This window comes from Pseudomonas sp. E315, assembly GCF_055406205.1.
On record NZ_JBUZPJ010000003.1, the window covers coordinates 276,855 to 298,462 of the forward strand.

The window sequence follows — 21,608 nt, forward strand, 5'->3', positions numbered from 1 at the left end:
GAGGCCCACACATGCCGCACACCACCTTGCCTGCTACTCCCCTCGCTGAGGTTTACGACGTTGCCGTGATTGGTGGCGGAATTAATGGCGTCGGGATTGCGGCAGATGCTGCGGGTCGCGGCTTATCTGTGTTCCTGTGCGAAAAAGACGACTTGGCCAGCCACACTTCTTCGGCCAGCAGCAAGTTGATCCACGGCGGCTTACGCTATCTCGAACATTACGAATTCCGCTTGGTACGTGAAGCACTGGCCGAACGCGAAGTGTTGCTGGCAAAAGCGCCACACATCGTCAAACCTATGCGCTTCGTGTTGCCGCACCGTCCGCACTTGCGTCCAGCATGGATGATTCGTGCGGGCCTATTTTTGTATGACCACTTGGGCAAGCGCGAAAAACTTGCAGGTTCCAACAGTCTCAAGTTCGGAGCCTCAAGCCCGCTTAAGGCTGAAATCACAAAAGGCTTTGAATACTCAGACTGCTGGGTCGATGACGCCCGCCTTGTCGTACTCAACGCCATGGCCGCCCGCGAAAAAGGCGCTCACGTACACACTCAAACCCGTTGTGTCAGTGCGCGGCGTAACAAAGGGCTGTGGGAATTGAACCTGGAGCGCGCCGACGGCAGCCTGTTTTCGATTCGCACCAAAGCGCTGGTTAACGCCGCCGGGCCTTGGGTGGCCAAGTTCATCAAGGACGATCTGAAACTAGACTCACCTTATGGTATTCGCCTGATTCAGGGCAGCCACCTGATCGTGCCCAAGCTGTATGACGCGCCAAACGCCTTCATCCTGCAAAACGAAGACCAGCGCATCGTGTTCACGATCCCGTACATGGACCAATTCACCATCATCGGTACCACTGACCGCGAATACACCGGTGACCCGGCCAAGGTCAGCATTACCGAAGAAGAAACCGACTACTTGCTTAACGTGGTCAATGCTCACTTCAAACAGCAAGTGAGCCGCAGTGACATCCTGCGCACTTACTCGGGTGTGCGCCCGCTGTGCAATGACGAGTCCGACAATCCATCAGCCGTGACCCGCGACTACACCTTGGCGCTGTCTGGCGCGCCGGGCGAAGCGCCTTTGCTGTCGGTGTTTGGCGGCAAGTTGACCACCTATCGCAAGTTGGCTGAATCGGCGATGGCTCAATTGACGCCGTACTTCACCCACATCAAGCCAAGCTGGACCGCGAACGCAACACTGCCCGGCGGTGAAGACATGACGACGCCGTCGGCCTTGAGCGCAGCATTGACCAGCAAACACAGCTGGCTCGACGCCGCCATCGCCAAGCGCTGGGCAATCACCTATGGCAACCGCTCATGGCGCCTGCTGGACGGCGTACAAGGGCTGAGCGACATGGGCGAGCACATCGGCAGCGGCCTCTACAGCCGCGAAGTCGATTACCTGTGCAGCCAAGAATGGGCGCTGGAGGCACACGATATTCTGTGGCGCCGCACCAAACTTGGCTTGCTCACCACGCCTGAAGAGCAGCAACACTTGGCGCAATACATGACATCGTTGAACCTCAAATACCGCAAGGTTGAAGCGGCTTAAGCCTACCGACCTGACTCAGGAACACGCTGCTCGCGATGCGATTCACTTGAAATACCGCATCGACGACGTCGCGAGCAAGCATGCTCCTGCACCTCCCTCATTCGGTTTTCCGAACGCAACACCCCGCAACGATTCGGCTTTCCGGGCACAGTGCTCGCAAGGCTCTCGCCAAAGATTAAATAACTTTATATAAATCAATGAATTAACTTTAATTCTCGAGTCTGGCATGACTCATGCTCTACACTCAGAGCCGAATGCTTAAACAGTGCGTCTAGCCTGTTAGGACATTTGAAGTACAAAAGGGCCCACGAACGGGCTCAATAAAAAAAACAATGTCGAGGAAACACCGATGCGCATCGTTCCGCAACTTTTGAGCGCAGCTATTGCTGTCGCTCTGATTAGCACTCCAGTTTTTGCAGCCGAATTGACCGGCACACTGAAGAAAATCAAAGAATCCGGCACCATCACCCTCGGTCATCGTGACTCCTCCATCCCGTTCTCTTACATCGCAGACGCCTCCGGCAAGCCGGTTGGTTACTCCCACGATGTGCAATTGGCAATTGTTGATGGGCTGAAAAAGCAACTCGACATGCCCGACCTCAAGGTCAAGTACAACCTGGTCACTTCCCAAACCCGCATCCCGTTAGTACAAAACGGCACCGTTGACGTTGAGTGTGGCTCTACCACCAACAACGTTGAGCGTCAGCAGCAAGTTGACTTCTCGGTAGGTATCTTCGAAATCGGTACACGTCTGCTGTCCAAAAAAGACTCGCCCTATAAAGATTTCGCAGACCTGAAAGGCAAAAACGTCGTCACCACTGCAGGCACCACCTCCGAGCGCATTCTCAAGGCGATGAACGCTGACAAGCAGATGGGCATGAACGTTATCTCAGCTAAAGACCACGGCGAAGCGTTCAACATGCTGGAGTCGGGCCGCGCTGTCGCGTTCATGATGGACGACGCCCTGCTGGCTGGTGAAATGGCCAAGGCCAAAAAACCCGCTGACTGGGCTGTAACCGGCACTCCACAGTCATACGAGATCTATGGCTGCATGGTTCGCAAAGGCGACCCCGATTTCAAAAAAGCAGTGGATGACGCCATCGTGGCTTATTACAAGTCGGGCGAAATCAACAAAACCTACGACAAATGGTTCCAGCAGCCGATTCCACCAAAAGGCCTGAACCTGATGTTCCCGATGAGCGACGAACTGAAAGCGCTTATCGCCAACCCAACCGACAAAGCAGCAGACGAAAAACCTGCCGACGACAAGAAAGCCTGATTTCTGTCGCCCCGGCACCCGAGCGTGAGCAATCGCGCTCGGGAACGTCAAATACCTGCTGTACTGCTTATTACTGCCTTAGAGCACTCGACCCGCTGGTTGTCGAGCGGGGAGCGTGTGCCCACAACCTTGTTGGGCAAGAACGGATTCCCTGAAGCAAGTGCTTGTTCATAGAACCAACTGAGGGGAGACCCTGCATGAATTACAACTGGGACTGGAGCGTTTTTTTCAAGTCCACCGGCGTAGGCAGCGAGACGTATCTCGACTGGTTTATCTCCGGTTTGGGCTGGACCATTGCGATCGCTGTCGTTGCCTGGATTGTTGCGCTGATACTGGGTTCGCTGCTGGGTGTAATGCGCACTCTGCCTAACCGTTTTATCGCGGGTATCGCCACGGTTTACGTGGAAATCTTTCGTAACGTACCGCTGCTGGTGCAACTATTTATCTGGTACTTCCTGGTACCCGACCTGCTGCCACCTGATTTGCAGGAGTGGTACAAGCAAGACCTCAACCCAACAACCTCTGCGTACTTGAGCGTTGTCGTGTGTTTAGGCCTGTTTACTGCTGCCCGTGTGTGCGAGCAAGTGCGTACCGGTATTGAAGCCCTGCCACGCGGTCAAGAAGCTGCCGCCCGTGCGATGGGTTTTAGTCTGGTGCAGATCTACTGGAACGTGCTGTTGCCGCAAGCGTACCGAATCATCATTCCGCCACTCACCTCTGAGTTTCTCAACGTTTTCAAGAACTCCTCGGTGGCGTCCTTGATCGGTTTGATGGAGCTGCTGGCTCAGACCAAACAGACCGCCGAATTTTCGGCCAACCTATTTGAAGCCTTCACCTTGGCCACGTTGATTTACTTCACCTTGAACATGAGCCTGATGCTGCTGATGCGCCTGATCGAGAAGAAAGTCGCAGTGCCCGGCCTAATGTCACTGGGGGGCAAATAATGGACTTCTTCGATTTCAGCGGAATCGTCCCTGCCCTGCCGGGCCTGTGGAACGGCATGGTCATGACATTAAAACTCATGATTCTGGGCGTGATCGGCGGCGTTGCCTTGGGCACCGTGCTGGCACTGATGCGTTTGTCGTCGAGCAAGTGGATGGCCAATCTGGCCGGCGCTTACGTGAACTACTTCCGCTCCATTCCCTTGCTGTTGGTCATTACCTGGTTCTACCTGGCAGTCCCGTTTGTGCTGCGCTGGATCACCGGCAAAGACACGCCAATCGGTGCATTCGAATCGTGCATGGTGGCTTTCGTCATGTTCGAAGCGGCTTACTTCTGCGAGATCGTGCGAGCAGGCGTGCAAGCCATTCCAAAGGGCCAGATGGGCGCCGCCAAGGCTTTGGGCATGAGTTACGGCCAAGCCATGCGCTTGATCATCCTGCCGCAAGCGTTTCGCAAAATGACCCCATTGCTGCTGCAACAGAGCATCATTTTGTTCCAGGACACCTCGCTGGTTTACACCGTAGGCCTGGTGGACTTCCTCAATGCTTCGCGCTCCAGTGGCGACATCATCGGCCGCTCCAATGAGTTCCTGATCTTCGCCGGTCTGGTGTATTTCATCATCAGCTTTTCCGCCTCGCTGCTGGTCAAGCGTCTGCAAAAAAGGTTTGCCGTATGATCTCGATCAAGAACATCAACAAGTGGTACGGGGACTTCCAAGTACTGACTGATTGCAGCACCGACGTTAAAAAGGGTGAAGTGGTTGTGGTCTGCGGCCCTTCAGGCTCAGGCAAATCGACCCTGATCAAGTGCGTCAATGCCCTTGAACCGTTCCAGAAAGGCGACATCGTGGTTGATGGCACTTCAATCGCTGATCCAAAAACCAACCTGCCAAAATTGCGCTCACGCGTTGGCATGGTGTTTCAGCATTTCGAACTGTTCCCGCACATGACCATCACCGAAAACCTGACCATCGCGCAGATCAAGGTGTTGGGCCGCAGCAAAGAAGAGGCCACCAAAAAAGGCCTCGAATTGCTGGAGCGCGTGGGTTTGTCGGCTCACGCCCACAAACACCCCGGTCAACTGTCAGGCGGCCAACAGCAACGAGTTGCGATTGCCCGCGCACTGGCGATGGACCCTATCGTCATGCTGTTTGACGAGCCTACCTCGGCACTCGACCCAGAAATGGTTAACGAAGTGCTCGACGTCATGGTGCAACTGGCCCACGAGGGCATGACCATGATGTGCGTTACCCACGAAATGGGCTTTGCGCGCAAAGTGGCCAACCGGGTGATTTTCATGGATCAGGGCAAAATCGTCGAAGACTGCGAAAAAGAAGAGTTCTTTGGCGATGTAACTGCACGTTCTGAACGCGCACAACACTTCCTCGCCAAAATCCTGCAGCACTAAGTGACTCATCTGTAGTCGCTGCCACAGGCTGCGATAAAGCTCGAAAGGGCTTCGCTTTCGAGTAAAAAGGGCTGCCACGCAGCCCACCGCAACCATCGGCAGTGACGACAGACTTCGCATCCCCCTTACCGCGCAGTGGTTGACCCAAGGCATCTGTGATGAAATGCGACCCCACTCTTTATCGCGGTGCTCCGCCCTCACTTGCCGTGAAACCACGTCTGCTCCGTCACTTTGTGCTGCCTGCGCTGATCTTCTTGATGATGGTGGGCCTGGGCTACGCGGGTTATCGCACCAGCGAACACTTCGCCATTCGCACCCTCAGTGAAAACGGCGAGCGCCAACTCGAATTGCACGCCCGCACGGTCGAGAGTGAGCTGGGCAAGTACACCTATCTGCCCAGCCTGCTCGAATTGGAGTCCAGCGTCTCTGCGTTGCTGGCCGATCCAAGCACGCAAAACCGGGTCACGGTCAATCAATACCTGGAAGGCCTCAACCGCCGTAGCCGCAGCCGGGCGATCTATGTGCTCGACACCACTGGCCGGGTAATGGCCACCAGCAACTGGCGTGATACCGACAGCTATTTAGGCGAAGACCTGTCATTTCGTGCTTACTTCCAAGACGCGGTGCGCGGCCAGCCGGGACGCTTTTACGGGATCGGCAGCACCTCCGGCGAGCCGGGCTATTACTTGGCCCACGGCCTGGAAGAGCAAGGCAAAATCATTGGCGTTGCCGTGATCAAAGTCCGCCTTGAAGCGTTAGAAGAGCGCTGGCAACGCGCGCGCCTTGAAGCCTATGTCAGTGACGAAAACGGCATCATCATTTTGTCCAGCGACCCGGCCCGGCGTCTCAAATCGGTAAGGGCGCTAACCCCTGAAATCAAAGAGCGGCTGGCCCGTAGCCTGCAATATTACTGGTGGCCCCTCAATGAGCTTGAACCCTTGGCCCGTGAACACGTAGCCGAAGGCGTTGAAAAGGTCACCTTTGCTGGCAATAACGAAGTGGTCACCGATAACCAACAAGTCAGTTATCTGGCCCAAACCCGCAGGCTGAACGACACCCCTTGGGACATTACCCTACTAACCCCCTTGCAGGACTTGCGCCGCGAAGCCGCGAACCAAGGCATGTTAGTCGCCGTGGCCTTTGCGTTGCTGGCATTTCTGCTGATTGCCTGGAACGAGCGGCGCAAAGTCATTGCCACCCGGCTGGCGGCTCGCGAGGCCTTGCAAGAGGCCAACAATCAGTTGGAACGCAAAATCGCTGAGCGCACCACCCATTTGCGCGCCAGCAATGAGCGTCTCAAGGGGCAGATTCGCGAGCGCCGACAAACTGAAAATACCCTACGCCGCGCTCAGGATGAGCTGGTACAAGCCGGCAAACTGGCGGCCATCGGCCAAATGTCGACCAGCATTGCTCATGAATTGAATCAACCCTTGGCCGCGTTGCGCACCTTGTCGGGTAACACTGTGCGTTTTCTTGAGCGTGGCGACCTTAAGGTGGCCGCAGACAATCTAAGCACCATTAACAATCTGGTCGATCGGATGGGCCGCATCACCGCCAACCTGCGCTCCTTCGCCCGACGCGGCGATGATCACGGCCAAGCCAGTTTGGGCAAGGCCGTCGACGCGGCCTTGCAACTGTTGGCCAGTCGCATCGAAGCATGCGCCGTTGAGCTGCACCGCGACATCAGTGACACCGACCTGAAAATCGATCAAACCCGACTTGAACAGATTCTCGTCAACCTGATTGGGAACGCGCTGGATGCCATGCAAGGCCAAGCCGTAACACCCCAACTGTGGCTTGAAGGTGAATTGATCGACGACAAATACCGCCTGCGGGTACGGGATAACGGCCCGGGCATTGACCCAGAGACCCGCAAACATTTATTTGAACCCTTCTACACCACCAAACCCGGCGAACAAGGCCTGGGCCTGGGGCTGACGCTCTCTGCCAGCCTCGCTGCCGCCACTGGCGGCAGCCTGAGCGTTGAGTTCCCGACGCATGGTGGTGCGGCGTTTGTCCTCTTATTACCGCTGGTGCAACCTGCTAAGGCCGAGCCGAAATGAACAACGAGTTGACCGTCCTGATTGTTGAAGACGATCCCCATGTACTTCTTGGCTGCCAGCAAGCGCTGGCGCTAGAAGATATTCAAAGCCAAGGCGTGAGCAGTGCCGAACAGGCACTGGCCTTGGTTGGCGACAACTTCCCCGGCATTGTCATCAGTGACATACGCCTGCCCGGCATAGACGGCCTGGAACTGCTCAAACGCCTCAAAGCCCGAGATCACAGCCTGCCCGTGGTGCTGATTACCGGGCATGGCGATATTTCAATGGCCGTGGGAGCCATGCGCGATGGCGCCTATGACTTTATGGAAAAACCGTTCTCCCCTGAACGATTGGTCGATGCAGCCCGTCGAGCGCTGGAGCAACGTGGCCTGGCCCGTGAAGTGTGGTCGCTGCGCCGCCAGTTGGCGGAGCGTGAATCCCTTGAAGGGCGGATCATCGGGCGCTCCCCCGCCATGCAGCAATTGCGCGAACTGATCGCGAACGTCGCCGATACGTCAGCCAACGTGCTGATCGAAGGCGAAACAGGCACCGGCAAAGAATTGGTTGCCCGCTGCCTGCATGACTTCAGCCGTCGCCACCCTCAACAGTTCGTGGCCCTGAACTGCGGCGGATTGCCCGAAAACCTGTTTGAGAGTGAAATTTTCGGCCACGAAGCCAACGCCTTTACCGGCGCGGGCAAACGCCGTATCGGCAAGATTGAGCATGCGGACGGCGGCACCCTGTTTCTCGATGAAGTTGAAAGCATGCCGCTCAACCTGCAAATCAAGTTGCTGCGCGTTTTGCAGGAGCGAACCCTGGAGCGCTTGGGCTCCAACCAAAGCATCGAAGTGGATTGCCGGGTGATTGCAGCCACTAAATCGGACCTCGATCAGTTGAGCAAGGCCAGCCAGTTTCGTAGCGACCTGTATTACCGCCTCAACGTGGTTACGCTTGAGTTGCCGCCTTTGCGCGAGCGCCGCGAAGACATCCTGCAACTGTTCGAGTACTTTTTGCAGCAGTCTTCCCTGCGCTTCGACCGAACGCCACCCGAACTGGACAACCAAACCCTGTCGAGCCTGATGAGCCATGACTGGCCGGGCAACGTGCGTGAGTTGCGTAACGTGGCAGAGCGCTTCGCACTAGGCCTGCCTGCGTTTAAAAAAGCCGGCAGCAATGTTGCTCAGGGCTTGGGGTTTTCAGAGGCTGTCGAAGCGTTTGAACGCAACTTGCTCAGCGACGCCTTGCAACGCAGTGGCGGCAACCTGACGCAAGCCAGCCAGGAATTGGGCATGGCCAAAACCACCTTGTTCGATAAAGTCAAAAAATACGGTTTGGCTCACTAAGCGAGAAACCTGTGGATCTGATTCTAAAAGCTGCTTTGGGCGCCGCCGTGGTCATCGTTTTAGCGATGCTGGCAAAAACCAAAAACTACTACATTGCAGGCCTGGTGCCGCTGTTCCCGACCTTTGCCCTGATTGCCCATTACATCGTCGGCAAAGGGCGTTCGGTGGACGATCTGAAAACAACCATTGTGTTCGGCATGTGGTCGATCATTCCGTACTTTGTGTACCTCGCAGCGCTGTACGTGCTGGTTGATCGCATGCGCCTTGAGGCCTCATTGGCGCTGGCGGCGGTGGCCTGGCTGATGGCCGCGACCGTGCTGGTCAGTGTGTGGGTGCGCTTGCACTGAGCGCACCTACACAAAAAGCTCGTTGGCCCAACCTTTGCATTTACCCCCTAAAGCACGCCCTGCTTGGCTCGGCGGCGATTGAATGGGGTAAATCACAGGTTGAATATTCTCGATCTCGACCACAGCCTGACCGCTCAGGCTCCAATTGTGCAGCGCCTTGGCGAGGGGCGCGCAACGCGTATGGACTTGCTGGAGTTAGGCCCAAAGCTTCGTTTATGGGCATCCGAGCGCAACTACCAACGCTTTGTCCAACGCCTGCAACAGCGCCCAAAACATTTAGCGCATGGCCCCGAAATTTTCTTTGTCGGTTCCGGCGACTATCACCATTTGACCCCGGCTTTTCTCTGTGACTTGCCCGAACCGACAAGCCTGATTCACTTCGACAACCATCCCGACTGGGTGCGCTTTGCACCCCGTCGCCATTGCGGATCGTGGGTCAATCGCGCGCTGAAACTGCCTAACATCAAACGCATCGTGACTCTGGGCCCGTGCAGTGACGACCTGCAAAACCCGCAGCTCAAAGGCGGCAATGTAGCGGCCTTGCGTCGGGGCGATCTTCAGTTGTTCCCTTGGCAGCATGCCCCGTCAAGAGTCTGGGGCCGAGTCGGAGATGGCGCAGGCCATGAGCAACACGAGAACCAATTGCATTGGCGCAACTTAGCCGATCAAGACTGGCCCACCTTCGTCGAAAACCTTATCCAGAGCCTGCCCACTGAAGCGGTATGGATCACGGTGGACAAAGACGTGCTGGCCAGCGAAGACGCCGCCACCAATTGGGATCAAGGCGGCATGCGCCTGAGCCACTTGCTGCACGCCATTGGGGCCTTGGCCACCCGCAAACGGGTATTGGGGATTGATGTGTGTGGCGAATTTGCCAAGCCTCGCCACAGCAACCTGCTTAAACGCTGGGAGGCCAAGTCCGACCAACCACCCCCCGAGCGCTGGAGCGAGGCCGACTTGCTGCGCAATTCAACCACCAACCAAGCCCTGATTTCGCTGTTTGAGGAACTGTTTCCGTGACCCTGATTGTGATTGCACTGGTGGCGTTTTCTATCGTGCTCGATGTCATCGGCCAGCTGTGTTTCAAGATCGGCCTGGACCGTTTACCCGAACTTGAAGGCGGCTTTCGCCTGAATGCGTTTTGGGGCCAAGTGTTTAACGCGCCCATGCTCTGGGCTGGTATCGGCGCCTATGTCATCGAGTTTTTTGTTTGGCTCGAAGCCCTGTCCCGCGCCCCGCTCAGCTTGCTGTTCCCGGCTGCCGCACTGGCGTATTGCGGCGTGGTATTCGCGGGCAAGGTGTTTTTGGGCGAGCACGTCAGCCGTCGGCGCTGGATGGGCACGCTGGTCATCACTCTCGGCGTGATGCTGGTCTGCATCGCCGGGGTTTAAGGAGATTGGAGATGGACACGATGAAACTGACCCAAAGCGGTTGGCTGCACGGCCGAATGGGCACGATGGTGCTGTGGGCGTTGTTGATCGCGCTGGAAAGCGCAGGGCAAATTGCTACCAAGGTGGGCGGTGATCAATTGGGGCAAATGGACTTCAGCCTGCAATGGTTACAAGCGGTGTTGCTTAACCCCGGCGTGTGGATGGCAATCGCCTGCTACATCGGCGCATTTTTTGTGTGGATGCTGATCTTGCGCCGCAGCAGCCTGTCGCTGGCATTTCCGCTGAGTTCGCTGGTATTTGTGGGCGTGCTGCTGGGCTCATGGCTGGGGCTGGGCGAACACATCAGCGCACTGCATTGGGCAGGTGTGGCGGTGATTATTGCAGGCATAGCGCTGCTGGCGGATGGTGAGCCAGCGGCGTAGTCGCTCAAAACTTATAACTCACGGCCGTCTGCACACTGCCCTGATTCACATCGCCCAGTTCCTTGACGATGCTGCTGTCTGCTGCCGAACCCAGCAAGTGAATCCAACTGGCGCTGGCCACCACTGACCAGTGTTCGGCCAACGCAAACTCAACGTTTTGGGTCAGTGTCAGGTTCTGCAGACCGCCGCTGGCGTTGTAGCGCGAGATGCCCGACGCCTGAGACTCAGCGGCACTGACGCCAAAAAAGGTCGATGCCTGACGACCATCTACGAAGTGCGCCGCCAACTGGCTGCTGCCGATAATCCCCCGCCCCAACGGATAACCCAGCTCGCCACCCACTTGTCCCAGCACACCGCCCGCGCCACCCACCGCTTGCCCCAGCTGCGCATACAAACGCCAAAACTCAGCCGGGCTGTACTGCACAAAACCGCCTAACTGAGCCCTATCAGACACATCACGCAAGCCGCGCAACGAGCCATTCGCGTTGCGCCCCGGCAAGTAGTCAATAAACGGGCCCGCCGTCCAATCCCCTGTGTTGAGCGCGCTCCAGATCAGGCCATCGTCGGTGTTAAGGCTTACATCGCCCCAGTCCACATCGAAATAGGGCAACGGGGTTGTTTCATAACGGCTACCACTCGGATCGTAAGGCTGATAACCCAGCCCGAAGCCCACCTCGCCGGTTGGGCCTTCAGCAGCCATCGACCACGGGCAAACGCCGCCAAAACTGAATAAAACGAGTATCCAAAAAGCGTGGCGACGGGCAGACATGGGCGTTTCCTTGGAGGTGTTTGCGCGCATCAATCCCTTTTTTGCAGGCCGCGCGCAAGCACTGATGTTGTTTGTAGCAAGCTACAAAAATTGTAGCTTGCGCACGCCCCTCTGCTGCCCAGAAGGCGCAAAGCCCCGGCCCGCTGGGCTTTGGTGAGTTGGCACAGTCCATGCTCTGTCCTGTTGCAAGCGCACAGTGCGCACCTCCTCAACAGGACAATGCAGATGATGCAATGGCATATCGTGTGTGACTTCGACGGGACCATCACCCGTACCGACGTCATCGACAATATTCTTCAACGCTTCGCCGACCCAAGCTGGGAAGTGATCGAAGATCAATGGCTGCAAGGTGAGATCGGCTCGCGTGAATGCTTGAGCCGCCAGCTGTCGCTGGTCAAAGCCTCCCCCGCCGAGTTGCTGGGCTATTTCGATTCCGTAGAAATCGACCCCGATTTTCCAGATTTCGTCGATCACGTCATTAGCCTTGGCGCCTCCATTGAAGTGGTCAGCGACGGCATCGAACAAGGCATCGCCCGGATTCTGGCGCGCAACTACGTACGCCTGCTGCCGATCTTGGCCAATCGCTTGCGTCAGGTCGATCAAAACAGCTGGCGCATCGACTTCCCGTATTCCAGCGATGCCTGTCGCGCCGCTTCGGGCAACTGCAAATGCAAATCCACCCCCAACGCCAAGCGCGTTCTGGTGATTGGTGACGGCCAGTCCGACATGTGCGTGGCCTCCAGTGCTGACTTCGTATTTGCCAAAGATCGCCTCGCCGAGTACTGCGAGCGTAACGGCATCCCTTACGCACGCTTCGACAACTTCGCTGAACTCCCCGCCTTGCTTGCCCAATTGCCAAGCAATGCCGCCAACGCGCCCCACTATTCTCGTGAACAGCAGGAACTCTTCAACCATGTCTGATATCCGAATCGCTACGCCTGAAGACCAGATGCTTCTGGATAAAGAAGCCAAATACTGCTCGTACGGCGACACCGTTCACTACATCGAACCACCGCGTATTTTCAGCCGCTGCGAAGGCTCCTACGTGTGGGACACCGAAGATCAGGCCTACCTCGACCTGCAAATGTGGTACTCGGCGGTGAATTTTGGTTACGCCAACCCACGCCTGAATAACGCGCTCAAACAGCAGATCGACACCCTGCCGCAGATTGCCAGCCAATACCTGCACAAAGGCAAAATCGAGCTGTCGGAGTGCATCGCCGTCGATGCAAAAAACAAGTTCGGCCTTGATGGGCGCGTGCACTTCAACGTCGGCGGCTCGCAGTCCATTGAGGACTCACTGAAAGTGGTGCGTAACGCCACCAACGGCAAAAGCCTGATGTTTGCCTTCGAGGGCGGCTACCACGGCCGCACGCTGGGCGCCTCGGCGATCACATCGAGCTATCGCTATCGTCGTCGTTACGGCCACTTTGGCGAACGCGCCAACTTCATCCCGTTTCCGTACCACTTCCGCGGCCCTAAAGGCATGACCAAAGAGGAATACGGCAGCCATTGCGTGCAGCAATTCGCGCGCCTGTTCGAAACCGAATACAACGGTGTGTGGGACCCAAAAGTCGGTCAGAGCGAATACGCCGCGTTTTACGTTGAGCCCATTCAAGGCACCGGCGGTTATGTCATTCCGCCCATGAACTTCTACAGCGAACTCAAGCAAGTGCTGGATCAACACGGCATTTTGATGGTGGTCGACGAAATTCAGATGGGTTTCTGGCGCACCGGCAAGCTGTGGTCGATTGAACACTTTGACGTCAAACCCGACGTGATCGTGTTTGGTAAAGCCCTGACCAACGGCCTCAACCCACTGGGCGGTTTATGGGCTCGCGAAGAGCTGATCAACCCTACGGTGTTCCCGCCGGGTTCGACCCATTCCACTTTTGCCTCCAACCCGTTGGGTACGGCTGTGGGTCTGGAAATGTTCAAAATGACCAGCGAAGTCGATTACGGCGCGATGGTCATAGCCAAGGGCAAATACTTCTTGGCCGGCCTGCAAGACCTGCAAAAGCGCTACCCGATCATCGGCGATGTGGACGGCTTGGGCTTAGCGCTGCGCTGCGAAATCTGCGGCCCGGATGGCTTTACGCCAGACAAGGCAACCCTGGACTACATGGTTGAAGAAGGCATGAAGGGCGACATCGAAATCGACGGTAAGCGCTTGGGGCTGATTCTGGACGTGGGCGGCTACTACAAAAACGTCATCACCTTGGCCCCGTCGCTGGAAATCAGCTACGCCGAAATCGATCTGGGTATCGCCCTGCTCGACCGCCTGCTGCATCGGGCCATGAAACGGTGAGCACAGTAGAGATCGATCTGGGCGAAGGCGACGCCGGTTTCGTTCTCGGCACAGGTGAGGTCGCGGTGTTGTTGATCCACGGCCTGACCGGCACCCCGACGGAATTGCGTCGGGTGGCCCAGGGCTTGGCCAAGGACGGAACGTGCACGGTGTACGTGCCAACCTTGGCCGGGCACTGCGGGGACAACAGCGACCTGCAAGCCACCGGCTGGCAAGACTGGTACGAAGGCGTGCGCAAAACCTTCGCGGGCATCCGCCAACGCCATGAGCAAGTGTTCGTCGGCGGCTTGTCGATGGGCGCGGTCATGTCCATGTACGTGGCCGCCGAACATCCGGGGCAAGTTGCTGGTTTGCTGATGTATTCCACCACCCTGCGTTACGACGGTTGGAGCATCAACAAACTGGCGTTTCTCACCCCTGTGCTGATGAAAATCCCCTTCGGCGTACACCTGTGCAGCTTTGAAGAGAAACCACCCTACGGCATTAAAAATGAGCGCTTGCGAGCGATTGTCGAACGGCAGATGAAGGCTGGCGAAAGCAGTAATGCCGGGCTGCTGACCATGCAAGGCGTCACGGTGCGCGAGCTGCACCGGATGAACGCCGTGGTGAGAAAACGCATGCCGTCGATCACCACGCCCGCGCTAGTGCTGCACTCCGTTGAAGACGACATCACCAGCCGCTGGAACGCTGATTATGTAGAGCGCCATCTGGGTGGCCCGGTGACCAAAGTGTTGCTCGACAACTGCTATCACATGATCACCGTCGACCTGCAATACCGCCGCGTGATTGAACTTAGCGCCCAATTCATCACGCACCACACCTCTGAATTGCAGGCCCCTGAGGCGTATTTGCAGCAGGCCTGAACCAAGAACAAGGACGCCACGTGATTACTGCCCAAGCCTTTTCATCCATCCAGGCCATTCCACGTGATGCGTGGAATGGCTGTTTTCCCGATGCGCTTGAAGATTGGGACTACCTCACAGCGGTAGAACACTCCGGCATCGAGGGCTTCGAGTGGCGTTATCTGACGCTATTTGAAGGCCCTCACTTGATCGCAGCCGCCACCGCGTTTACCACCTGTTATCGCTTGGACACTACGGTTCAAGGCCTCGCCAAGCGTTTCACCGAACGTATTAGCCGTGTGCTGCCGGGGCTGATGCAATTAAAGCTCTACGCCATTGGCTCCCCCGTAACCGAACACTGCTGCGCGGGCACCGCGGGCCACATTCAGCCCTCACAGCGCCCGGCCATACTCGCCCGCCTGTTGGATTTGGCACAACGTGACGCGCAGCAATTGGGCATCGGCCTGATAGCCGTGAAAGATGTGCCCAGCAACGATGATGATTGGGCATTGGGCTGCAAGGCCGCAGGCTTTCAGTCCATGCCCGGTTTGCCCAGCGCGATGTTGCCCTTACCGTTTGCTGGCGTGGATGACTATCTCGGTTCACTGGGCAAGTCCACGCGCAAAGACATGCGCCGCAAATGGCGTGCCCCCAGCCCCAGGGTGGAATGGCGCAGCACCATCGACGATGTTCTGCCACAGGTCATGAGTTTGTACGAAGCGACGTTGGCACGCAGTGACCTGCAATTGGAACGCTTACCGCCTGCTTATTTCACGGGTATCCTCCAACACCTGGATCAGCGAGCCAAGTGCGTGCTGTATTGGGTGGGCGATCAGTTGGTGGCGTTCAATCTGGTGCTGATTGATGAACATCGCTTGGTCGATAAATTTTTTGGCCACGACCTTGAACTCACTCGCGACTACAGCTTGTATGTGCGCAGTTGGCTGGTGAATGTCGAGTACTGTATCGACCACGCGATTGCGCTGTATGAATGCGGTCAAGCCGGGTACGCCAGTAAAATCCGACTGGGCTGTACGTTTGAGGGCAATACGTTGTTCTTTCGCCATCGCAACGGGCTCGTTAATTCGGTGCTCAAACTGGTCAAACTCTTCATCCGCCCCGACCGCCATGACCCCGCGATGGCGGCTGCGATAAGCGAGCATTAATGCCGATCATTCCTGACGTACCGCCCAAACCATTCAAAGTGTCGCGCTGGACGGTGCAACGCAAGCTGGTGCTGGCGTTCTGGCTGGTCAGCGTCATCCCCACCATGATTGCCGCCGAACTGGCCGCAACCACGCTGTCGCAGATTTTTGATAGCAACGTGCGCGTGTGGTTGCAGGAGTCGACCAAGATCGTCAAAGACGAGATCAGCGAGATCCTGCAAGACAACGCCCGAGTCGCCAAACTGTTCCTGCAATACACCCACCCGCCGACCTCAAGCAAAGCCATACGCCACGACACACTGACCGCCGACATTGCCGACGCGATGGGCATCGACGTGGTGGCCCTGATTCGTAACAGCGACCACAAAGTGGTGTTCAGCACAGCCAGTGACAACATCGTTGATCAGGTGAATCTGGCGCCCAATGCCGTGCTGCAAACCCTCAACGTGGGCGGCGTACCCACAGGCACAGTGGTCTCGACCTTTGCGACATCTCAGGACGGCGTTGATTATCAGCTGCTGGTAGCCACTTACATGGACAGCAGCTTCCTGACCAGCGTGGCCGACGTGCATTCGCTGGACTTGCGCCTCTACTTGTCCAACCCCACAGGTTTTGCCGAAATCTTCTCCAGCCAGCGCTTTGAAGACCGCCAGCCCACCGTGCCCCATGCCATTGAACAAACCCTGCGCGACACCAAAGAGCCCAGCGAACAGTTCACCAGCCGCTACAGCGGTTTGTACTGGCCCATTCTCAACGACACGGGCGAGCTGCAAGGCGTGATTTATAGCGGCTTGCTGCGCCACACCAGCCTTGTTGGGCTGGTAAACCAGACCAACCTGTTTGTGCTGATATTCCTGCTTAGCTCGGTGCTTTCCCTGACCGTGGGCTGGCTGGTGTCTGAACGTCTGACCCGCCCTTTACGCGGGTTGTCTGAAGGCGTACGCGCCGTCACCGCGGGGGATTACACCCAACGAGTGCTGGTATCGGGGCATGACGAACTGGCCGAACTGAGCAGCACCTTCAACCACATGACCGTGCGCTTGGCCCAGTTGCATCATCTTGAAGCCCAGTTGCGCCGTCGCGACCGCCTACATGCGCTGGGCGAGGTGGCGATGGGATTGGCCCACGAGATCCGCAACCCTCTGGGGATTATCAAAACAGCCACGCAGTTGCTGCACCGGCGTGCCGATCTGGACGCCACCGACAAGCGCCATTTGGAATACGTGGTCAGCGAAGTGTCGAGAATTAACGACCTGATCACCGAATTTCTCGACTTCGCCAAACCCAGTGCACCCGTGCGTGCAACCCAAGCCGCACGGCCTTTGGTCGAAGACATTTTGGGCTTTTGCAAACCCGAACTCGAAAGCCATAACATCCAGGCTCATATCGACGATCAGGCTCCGGGGGCCACGCTGTACGCCGATGCAGGGCAGTTGAAACAGGCCTGCTTGAACTTGATCCTCAATGCCATTGATGCCATGCCCGACGGCGGGCAACTGACATTACGTATTGCCCACGATGAAAACGGCGACACCGTACTCAGCATCATCGACACAGGCCAAGGCATAGCGCCTGACATGATTGAGCGTATCTTCACGCCCTTTGTGACCACCAAGGCCTCCGGCACCGGTTTGGGCTTGGCCAAGGTCTTTTCGATTCTGGAAAACCACGACGCTCGCATTGAGTGTGTCAGCGAGAAAGACGCTGGCACCACCTTCAACCTGTACATTCCGGCCCACGGAGGGGAAGCGTCATGAGTCATAACGTGCTGGTGGTGGACGACGAACCCAAGCTCTGCGACCTGCTTAGCTCTGCGCTCAGCCAAAACGAGGTGCACGTTTTTACGGCGGGCAATGGCCTGCAAGCGCTGGCCATTCTGGAACAGGAAGACATTGACCTGATCATCAGTGACTGGCGTATGCCGGGCATGGACGGCCCACAGTTACTGGCCGAGGTCAAAGCACGCTACCCGCAGTTGCCTGTGATAGTCATGACCGCCTACAGCACGGTAAAAAACGCCGTACAGTCCATGCGCAATGGTGCCTACGACTACATCGCCAAGCCCTTCGACATTGACGAGTTGGACATTACGGTCAGCAAAGCCCTGCAATTTCGCGATATTTTGCGCGACAACGCCCGTATGCGCGCCGAACTCGACGAACACCAACACATCGAAAACCTGATCGGGGACAGCCCCAGCTTTCGTCGTGTGCTGCACGCCATTGATTCGGTGCGTGACAGTAACGCCACTATTTTGCTGACCGGTGAAAGCGGCACGGGCAAAGAAATGGTCGCCCGCGCCATCCATAAACATGGCAGCCGTGCCGACAAGCCCTTTGTTGCGGTCAACTGCGCGGCAATTCCCGAAGGGCTGCTTGAAAGCGAGATGTTTGGCCATCGCAAAGGCGCATTTACCGGCGCAGTTGCAGACCGCGTCGGGCGTTTTATGCAGGCTGACAAGGGCACGTTGTTTTTGGATGAAGTGGGCGATATGCCGCTGGCGTTACAAGCCAAGATTTTGCGTGCGCTGCAAGAACGCGTCATTGAGCCCGTGGGTGACCCTCGTGAGCGCAAGGTGGATGTGCGGGTGATCGCTGCCACCAACAAAAACCTGCTGCAAGCCGTGGCCGACAAAGAGTTTCGCGAAGATTTGTACTACCGCTTGAACGTGTTTCCAATCCCGCTGCCCCCCTTGCGCGAACGCGTGGAAGACATCGCACCGCTGGCACGGCACTTTGCACACAGCCTGGGGGCGACGGCAGGCAAACGGATTACCGGTTTTAGCCCCAGCGCCTTACAGGCGATGGTTCAGTACAACTGGCCGGGGAATATTCGTGAACTGCAAAACTGTGTTGAGCGCGCCACCATTGTGGCCAACAGTCACACCATTGAAGACAGCGACTTGCCGCCGTACCTGTTCACGGCCCAAGCGAGCCCGACCAACACCTTGCTAAGCCCCGGCCCCAGTGTGCCGCCCGACTTGGAAGCCGCGCTGGCAGAGGTCGAAAAAGCCTACATTCTGGCCGCCTTGCAACAAGCCCACGGCGTTCAGGCTGCTGCCGCGCAGTTGATTGGTATCTCAGAGCGCAGCTTCTGGTATCGCCTGAAAAAGCTCGACATCCATGTCGACAAAATCGTCCGCTAAACCCGCAGCCTTCGATCTTTTGATCCGTTAAAAGATCGCAGCCTTCGGCAGCTCCTACGCAATGCTCGCCGAACTCGTGGGAGCTGCCGCAGGCTGCGTTCTCTTGATCCGCTAGAAAATCGCAGCCTTCGGCGCTCCTACGCAATGCTCGCCGAACTCGTGGGAGCTGCCGCAGGCTGCGATCTTTTGATCCGTTAGAAAATCGCAGCCTTCGGCAGCTCCTACGCAATGCTGGCCGAACTCGTGGGAGCTGCCGCAGGCTGCGATCTTTTGACTTTGTTAAGCCACCTCAGCACGCAGTTGACGGGCAGCGGCGACCATGTTGATCAGCGCGGCTTCGGTCTCGGCCCAGGCGCGGGTTTTGAGGCCGCAATCCGGGTTGACCCACAAGCGTTCAGCAGGAATGCGCTGCGCGGCCTTGCTCAGCAATTTGACCATTTCGGCTGTGTCGGGCACCCGGGGCGAGTGGATGTCGTACACGCCCGGGCCAATGTCGTTCGGGTAATCGAAGGCTTCAAACGCGTCCAGCAACTCCATGTCCGAACGTGAGGTTTCAATGGTGATGACGTCCGCATCCATTTCAGCAATCGACTTGATCACATCGTTGAATTCGCTGTAGCACATGTGGGTGTGGATCTGGGTTTCATCGGTCACGCCCGAGGCGCACAGACGGAACGCTTCCACTGCCCAGTCCAAATAGTCTTGCCACTGCGCCCGACGCAACGGCAAACCTTCGCGGAAGGCGGCTTCGTCAATCTGCACGATCTTGATTCCGGCCTTTTCCAGATCGACCACTTCATCACGAATCGCCAGCGCCAGTTGCTGGGCTTGTACTTTGCGCGACACGTCTTCGCGGGGGAACGACCACATCAGCATGGTCACCGGGCCTGTCAGCATGCCTTTCATTACTTTGTCGGTCAGACCTTGGGCGTATTGGATCCACTCCACGGTCATGGCTTTTGGACGGCTCAGGTCACCGAAAATGATCGCCGGTTTCACACAACGCGAACCGTAGCTCTGTACCCATCCGTATTGGGTGAAGACATAGCCGTCCAACTGTTCGGCAAAGTATTCGACCATGTCGTTACGCTCAGCCTCGCCATGCACCAGCACGTCCAGCCCCAATCGCTCTTGGGTTTGTACGGCGTTACGAATTTCGCTGTGCATGGCATCGGTGTATTCGCTGGCCGACAATTTGCCCTGTTTGAAGGACTGGCGCGCTAAACGAATCGCCGTAGTTTGTGGGAACGAGCCAATGGTGGTGGTCGGGAATGCTGGCAGATTCAGGCGAGCCCGCTGCACTTCAATTCGGGTCGCAAAGGGTGATTGACGCTGGCTGTCAGCAGCGGTGATCGCCTCAATTCGGGCCTGCACCGCGGGCTTGTGAATACGTGGCGAGTTGGCACGGCTGGCTTGCACGGCACGGCTTTGGGCCAGTGCTTGCTGCACCTTGGCGTCTTGAGGAATGTTCAGCGCATCGCGCAACAGCGCAATTTCGCCGCACTTTTGTTTGGCGAAGGCCAGCCAGCTTTTAAGCTCGGCGTCCAACTTGGTTTCACGATCCAGATCCACCGGGCTGTGCAACAGCGAGCAGGAACCCGCAACCCATAGGTTGTCACCAAAGCGTTCTTGGGCTTCTTGCAGTTGCGCCAGCGCGTTTTCCAGATCGCAACGCCATACGTTGCGACCGTTCACCAAGCCCAGCGACAACACTTTATAGGTCGGCAGGCGATCCAAAATGGCATGCAACTGGTCTGGTGCGCGCACCAAGTCAACGTGCAGCCCCTCGACCGGCAGGCTAACCGCCAGCCCAAGGTTGTCTTCCAGACCGCTGAAGTAGGTGGCGACCAGCTTTTTCAACGGCGAATATTGAAGAATGTGATACGCACGTTCGAAGGCGTTTTTCCATTCTTGTGGCAGATCCAGCGACAAAATTGGCTCGTCAATTTGCACCCACTCCACGCCTTTTTCAGCCAGACGAGTGAGCATTTCGCCGTACACCGGCAGCAGGTTTTCCAGCAGGTCGAGTTTGTTGAACGCGTTACCTTTGGCCTTGCCCAGCCACAGGTAAGTCAGGGGGCCGATGATGACAGGCTTGACCTTGTGGCCCAGCGCCAGCGCTTCGTCGGTTTCTTCAAACAGCTCGTTCCAGCTCAGCTCAAAACGCTGATCAAGGCTGAACTCTGGCACCAGATAGTGGTAGTTGGTATCAAACCACTTGGTCAGCTCTTGGGCGTACTGGCCCTTGGTGTGCTCGCCGCCGCAACAGGTTTGGGTTGCGCCACGAGCCATGCCAAACAGGGTGTCCAGTGTCGGGCGGCCTTGAGCGTCAAGCGTGCTGGCAAAACGCTCCGGGATCGCCCCAAAGGTCAGGGAGTGAGTCAGCACTTGGTCGTACCAGGCAAAATCGCCGACCGGCAACAAATCAATGCCAGCGTCTTTCTGCAACTGCCAGTGTTTGGCTCGCAACTCACGGCCCACGCGCTTCAGAGCGGCTTGATCGATATCGCCTTTCCAGTACGCTTCGAGGGCTTTTTTAAGTTCGCGGTCTGCGCCGATACGTGGGAAACCAAGATTGTGAGCCAGAGCCATTAGGCATTCCTCCATGTAAGTAATGGCGCAATTATCGACAGACACCGCAACATGAGACAAACT

At 57.0% G+C, this 21,608-nt stretch carries 19 protein-coding genes; 17 read left to right on the top strand and 2 right to left on the bottom strand.

Annotation, left to right across the window (positions count from 1 at the left end; genetic code table 11):
- Positions 1-11 precede the first annotated feature (11 nt).
- From glpD to ACZRJQ_RS06745, 11 genes are all read left to right on the top strand, one after another.
- Complete coding sequence (gene glpD, locus ACZRJQ_RS06695) at positions 12-1,550, top strand: glycerol-3-phosphate dehydrogenase (RefSeq protein WP_463977585.1); 1,539 nt, start codon at positions 12-14, stop codon at positions 1,548-1,550.
- Positions 1,551-1,899: 349 nt separating this feature from the next.
- On the top strand, positions 1,900-2,829 hold the full coding sequence (locus ACZRJQ_RS06700) for a glutamate/aspartate ABC transporter substrate-binding protein (RefSeq protein ID WP_463977586.1): 930 nt from the start codon (positions 1,900-1,902) through the stop codon (positions 2,827-2,829).
- Positions 2,830-3,026: 197 nt separating this feature from the next.
- Positions 3,027-3,773 (top strand): amino acid ABC transporter permease, encoded by a 747-nt coding sequence (locus tag ACZRJQ_RS06705; RefSeq protein WP_463977587.1) that lies wholly within the window; start codon positions 3,027-3,029, stop codon positions 3,771-3,773.
- Positions 3,773-4,447 (top strand): amino acid ABC transporter permease, encoded by a 675-nt coding sequence (locus tag ACZRJQ_RS06710; protein ID WP_261741124.1) that lies wholly within the window; start codon positions 3,773-3,775, stop codon positions 4,445-4,447. The genes ACZRJQ_RS06705 and ACZRJQ_RS06710 overlap by 1 nt, the downstream gene beginning before the upstream one ends.
- Positions 4,444-5,178 (top strand): amino acid ABC transporter ATP-binding protein, encoded by a 735-nt coding sequence (locus tag ACZRJQ_RS06715; protein WP_463977588.1) that lies wholly within the window; start codon positions 4,444-4,446, stop codon positions 5,176-5,178. Before ACZRJQ_RS06710 ends, ACZRJQ_RS06715 begins: the two co-directional genes overlap by 4 nt.
- A 158-nt stretch (positions 5,179-5,336) precedes the next feature.
- Positions 5,337-7,241 carry a two-component sensor histidine kinase AauS gene (gene aauS, locus ACZRJQ_RS06720; protein ID WP_463977589.1) on the top strand — a complete coding sequence of 635 codons (1,905 nt, stop codon included), beginning with the start codon at positions 5,337-5,339 and terminating at the stop codon, positions 7,239-7,241.
- The gene (gene aauR, locus ACZRJQ_RS06725; RefSeq protein ID WP_463977590.1) at positions 7,238-8,563 is read left to right on the top strand and encodes a two-component response regulator AauR; all 1,326 of its coding nucleotides are present in this window, start codon (positions 7,238-7,240) and stop codon (positions 8,561-8,563) included. Before aauS ends, aauR begins: the two co-directional genes overlap by 4 nt.
- A gap of 20 nt (positions 8,564-8,583) precedes the next feature.
- Entirely contained in the window at positions 8,584-8,910 is a 327-nt protein-coding gene (locus tag ACZRJQ_RS06730; RefSeq protein WP_463977679.1) for a GlpM family protein, read from the top strand.
- 99 nt (positions 8,911-9,009) lie between these two features.
- A complete protein-coding gene (locus ACZRJQ_RS06735; protein ID WP_463977591.1) occupies positions 9,010-9,930 on the top strand; it encodes an arginase family protein in 921 nt (306 codons plus the stop codon).
- On the top strand, positions 9,927-10,301 hold the full coding sequence (locus ACZRJQ_RS06740; RefSeq protein ID WP_463977592.1) for a DMT family transporter: 375 nt from the start codon (positions 9,927-9,929) through the stop codon (positions 10,299-10,301). Before ACZRJQ_RS06735 ends, ACZRJQ_RS06740 begins: the two co-directional genes overlap by 4 nt.
- Positions 10,302-10,321: 20 nt before the next feature.
- Positions 10,322-10,723 (top strand): DMT family transporter, encoded by a 402-nt coding sequence (locus ACZRJQ_RS06745; RefSeq protein ID WP_463977680.1) that lies wholly within the window; start codon positions 10,322-10,324, stop codon positions 10,721-10,723.
- A gap of 4 nt (positions 10,724-10,727) precedes the next feature.
- Here ACZRJQ_RS06745 and ACZRJQ_RS06750 read toward each other — a convergent pair whose 3' ends face one another.
- A complete protein-coding gene (locus tag ACZRJQ_RS06750) occupies positions 10,728-11,423 on the bottom strand; it encodes a MipA/OmpV family protein (protein ID WP_463977681.1) in 696 nt (231 codons plus the stop codon).
- A 294-nt stretch (positions 11,424-11,717) separates the two neighbouring features.
- Here ACZRJQ_RS06750 and ACZRJQ_RS06755 point away from each other — a divergent pair, with 294 nt between their 5' ends.
- From ACZRJQ_RS06755 to ACZRJQ_RS06780, 6 genes are read left to right on the top strand one after another with little or no spacing between them, the layout of a single operon-like run.
- Positions 11,718-12,413, top strand: a complete 696-nt coding sequence (locus ACZRJQ_RS06755; RefSeq protein ID WP_463977593.1) for an MtnX-like HAD-IB family phosphatase — start codon at positions 11,718-11,720, stop codon at positions 12,411-12,413.
- The gene (locus tag ACZRJQ_RS06760; RefSeq protein WP_463977594.1) at positions 12,406-13,800 is read left to right on the top strand and encodes an aspartate aminotransferase family protein; all 1,395 of its coding nucleotides are present in this window, start codon (positions 12,406-12,408) and stop codon (positions 13,798-13,800) included. Before ACZRJQ_RS06755 ends, ACZRJQ_RS06760 begins: the two co-directional genes overlap by 8 nt.
- Positions 13,797-14,663 carry an alpha/beta hydrolase gene (locus ACZRJQ_RS06765; protein ID WP_463977595.1) on the top strand — a complete coding sequence of 289 codons (867 nt, stop codon included), beginning with the start codon at positions 13,797-13,799 and terminating at the stop codon, positions 14,661-14,663. Before ACZRJQ_RS06760 ends, ACZRJQ_RS06765 begins: the two co-directional genes overlap by 4 nt.
- 20 nt (positions 14,664-14,683) lie before the next feature.
- Positions 14,684-15,808: a GNAT family N-acetyltransferase gene (locus tag ACZRJQ_RS06770; RefSeq protein WP_463977596.1), complete on the top strand. Its 1,125-nt coding sequence runs from the start codon at positions 14,684-14,686 to the stop codon at positions 15,806-15,808.
- Positions 15,808-17,565 (top strand): sensor histidine kinase, encoded by a 1,758-nt coding sequence (locus ACZRJQ_RS06775; protein ID WP_463977597.1) that lies wholly within the window; start codon positions 15,808-15,810, stop codon positions 17,563-17,565. Before ACZRJQ_RS06770 ends, ACZRJQ_RS06775 begins: the two co-directional genes overlap by 1 nt.
- Entirely contained in the window at positions 17,562-18,953 is a 1,392-nt protein-coding gene (locus tag ACZRJQ_RS06780; protein ID WP_463977598.1) for a sigma-54-dependent transcriptional regulator, read from the top strand. Before ACZRJQ_RS06775 ends, ACZRJQ_RS06780 begins: the two co-directional genes overlap by 4 nt.
- Before the next feature lie 279 nt (positions 18,954-19,232).
- Here ACZRJQ_RS06780 and metE read toward each other — a convergent pair whose 3' ends face one another.
- The gene (gene metE / locus ACZRJQ_RS06785) at positions 19,233-21,545 is read right to left on the bottom strand and encodes a 5-methyltetrahydropteroyltriglutamate--homocysteine S-methyltransferase (protein WP_463977599.1); all 2,313 of its coding nucleotides are present in this window, start codon (positions 21,543-21,545) and stop codon (positions 19,233-19,235) included.
- Positions 21,546-21,608: the final 63 nt, after the last annotated feature.

Bases quoted from the DNA above. Each gene is read 5' to 3' on its own strand.
- glpD (WP_463977585.1), top strand. From the start codon at position 12: ATGCCGCACACCACCTTGCCTGCTACTCCCCTCGCTGAGGTTTACGAC.
- ACZRJQ_RS06700 (WP_463977586.1), top strand. From the start codon at position 1,900: ATGCGCATCGTTCCGCAACTTTTGAGCGCAGCTATTGCTGTCGCTCTG.
- ACZRJQ_RS06705 (WP_463977587.1), top strand. From the start codon at position 3,027: ATGAATTACAACTGGGACTGGAGCGTTTTTTTCAAGTCCACCGGCGTA.
- ACZRJQ_RS06710 (WP_261741124.1), top strand. From the start codon at position 3,773: ATGGACTTCTTCGATTTCAGCGGAATCGTCCCTGCCCTGCCGGGCCTG.
- ACZRJQ_RS06715 (WP_463977588.1), top strand. From the start codon at position 4,444: ATGATCTCGATCAAGAACATCAACAAGTGGTACGGGGACTTCCAAGTA.
- aauS (WP_463977589.1), top strand. From the start codon at position 5,337: ATGAAATGCGACCCCACTCTTTATCGCGGTGCTCCGCCCTCACTTGCC.
- aauR (WP_463977590.1), top strand. From the start codon at position 7,238: ATGAACAACGAGTTGACCGTCCTGATTGTTGAAGACGATCCCCATGTA.
- ACZRJQ_RS06745 (WP_463977680.1), top strand. From the start codon at position 10,322: ATGAAACTGACCCAAAGCGGTTGGCTGCACGGCCGAATGGGCACGATG.
- ACZRJQ_RS06750 (WP_463977681.1), bottom strand. From the start codon at position 11,423: ATGGCTGCTGAAGGCCCAACCGGCGAGGTGGGCTTCGGGCTGGGTTAT.
- ACZRJQ_RS06755 (WP_463977593.1), top strand. From the start codon at position 11,718: ATGATGCAATGGCATATCGTGTGTGACTTCGACGGGACCATCACCCGT.
- ACZRJQ_RS06760 (WP_463977594.1), top strand. From the start codon at position 12,406: ATGTCTGATATCCGAATCGCTACGCCTGAAGACCAGATGCTTCTGGAT.
- ACZRJQ_RS06775 (WP_463977597.1), top strand. From the start codon at position 15,808: ATGCCGATCATTCCTGACGTACCGCCCAAACCATTCAAAGTGTCGCGC.
- ACZRJQ_RS06780 (WP_463977598.1), top strand. From the start codon at position 17,562: ATGAGTCATAACGTGCTGGTGGTGGACGACGAACCCAAGCTCTGCGAC.
- metE (WP_463977599.1), bottom strand. From the start codon at position 21,545: ATGGCTCTGGCTCACAATCTTGGTTTCCCACGTATCGGCGCAGACCGC.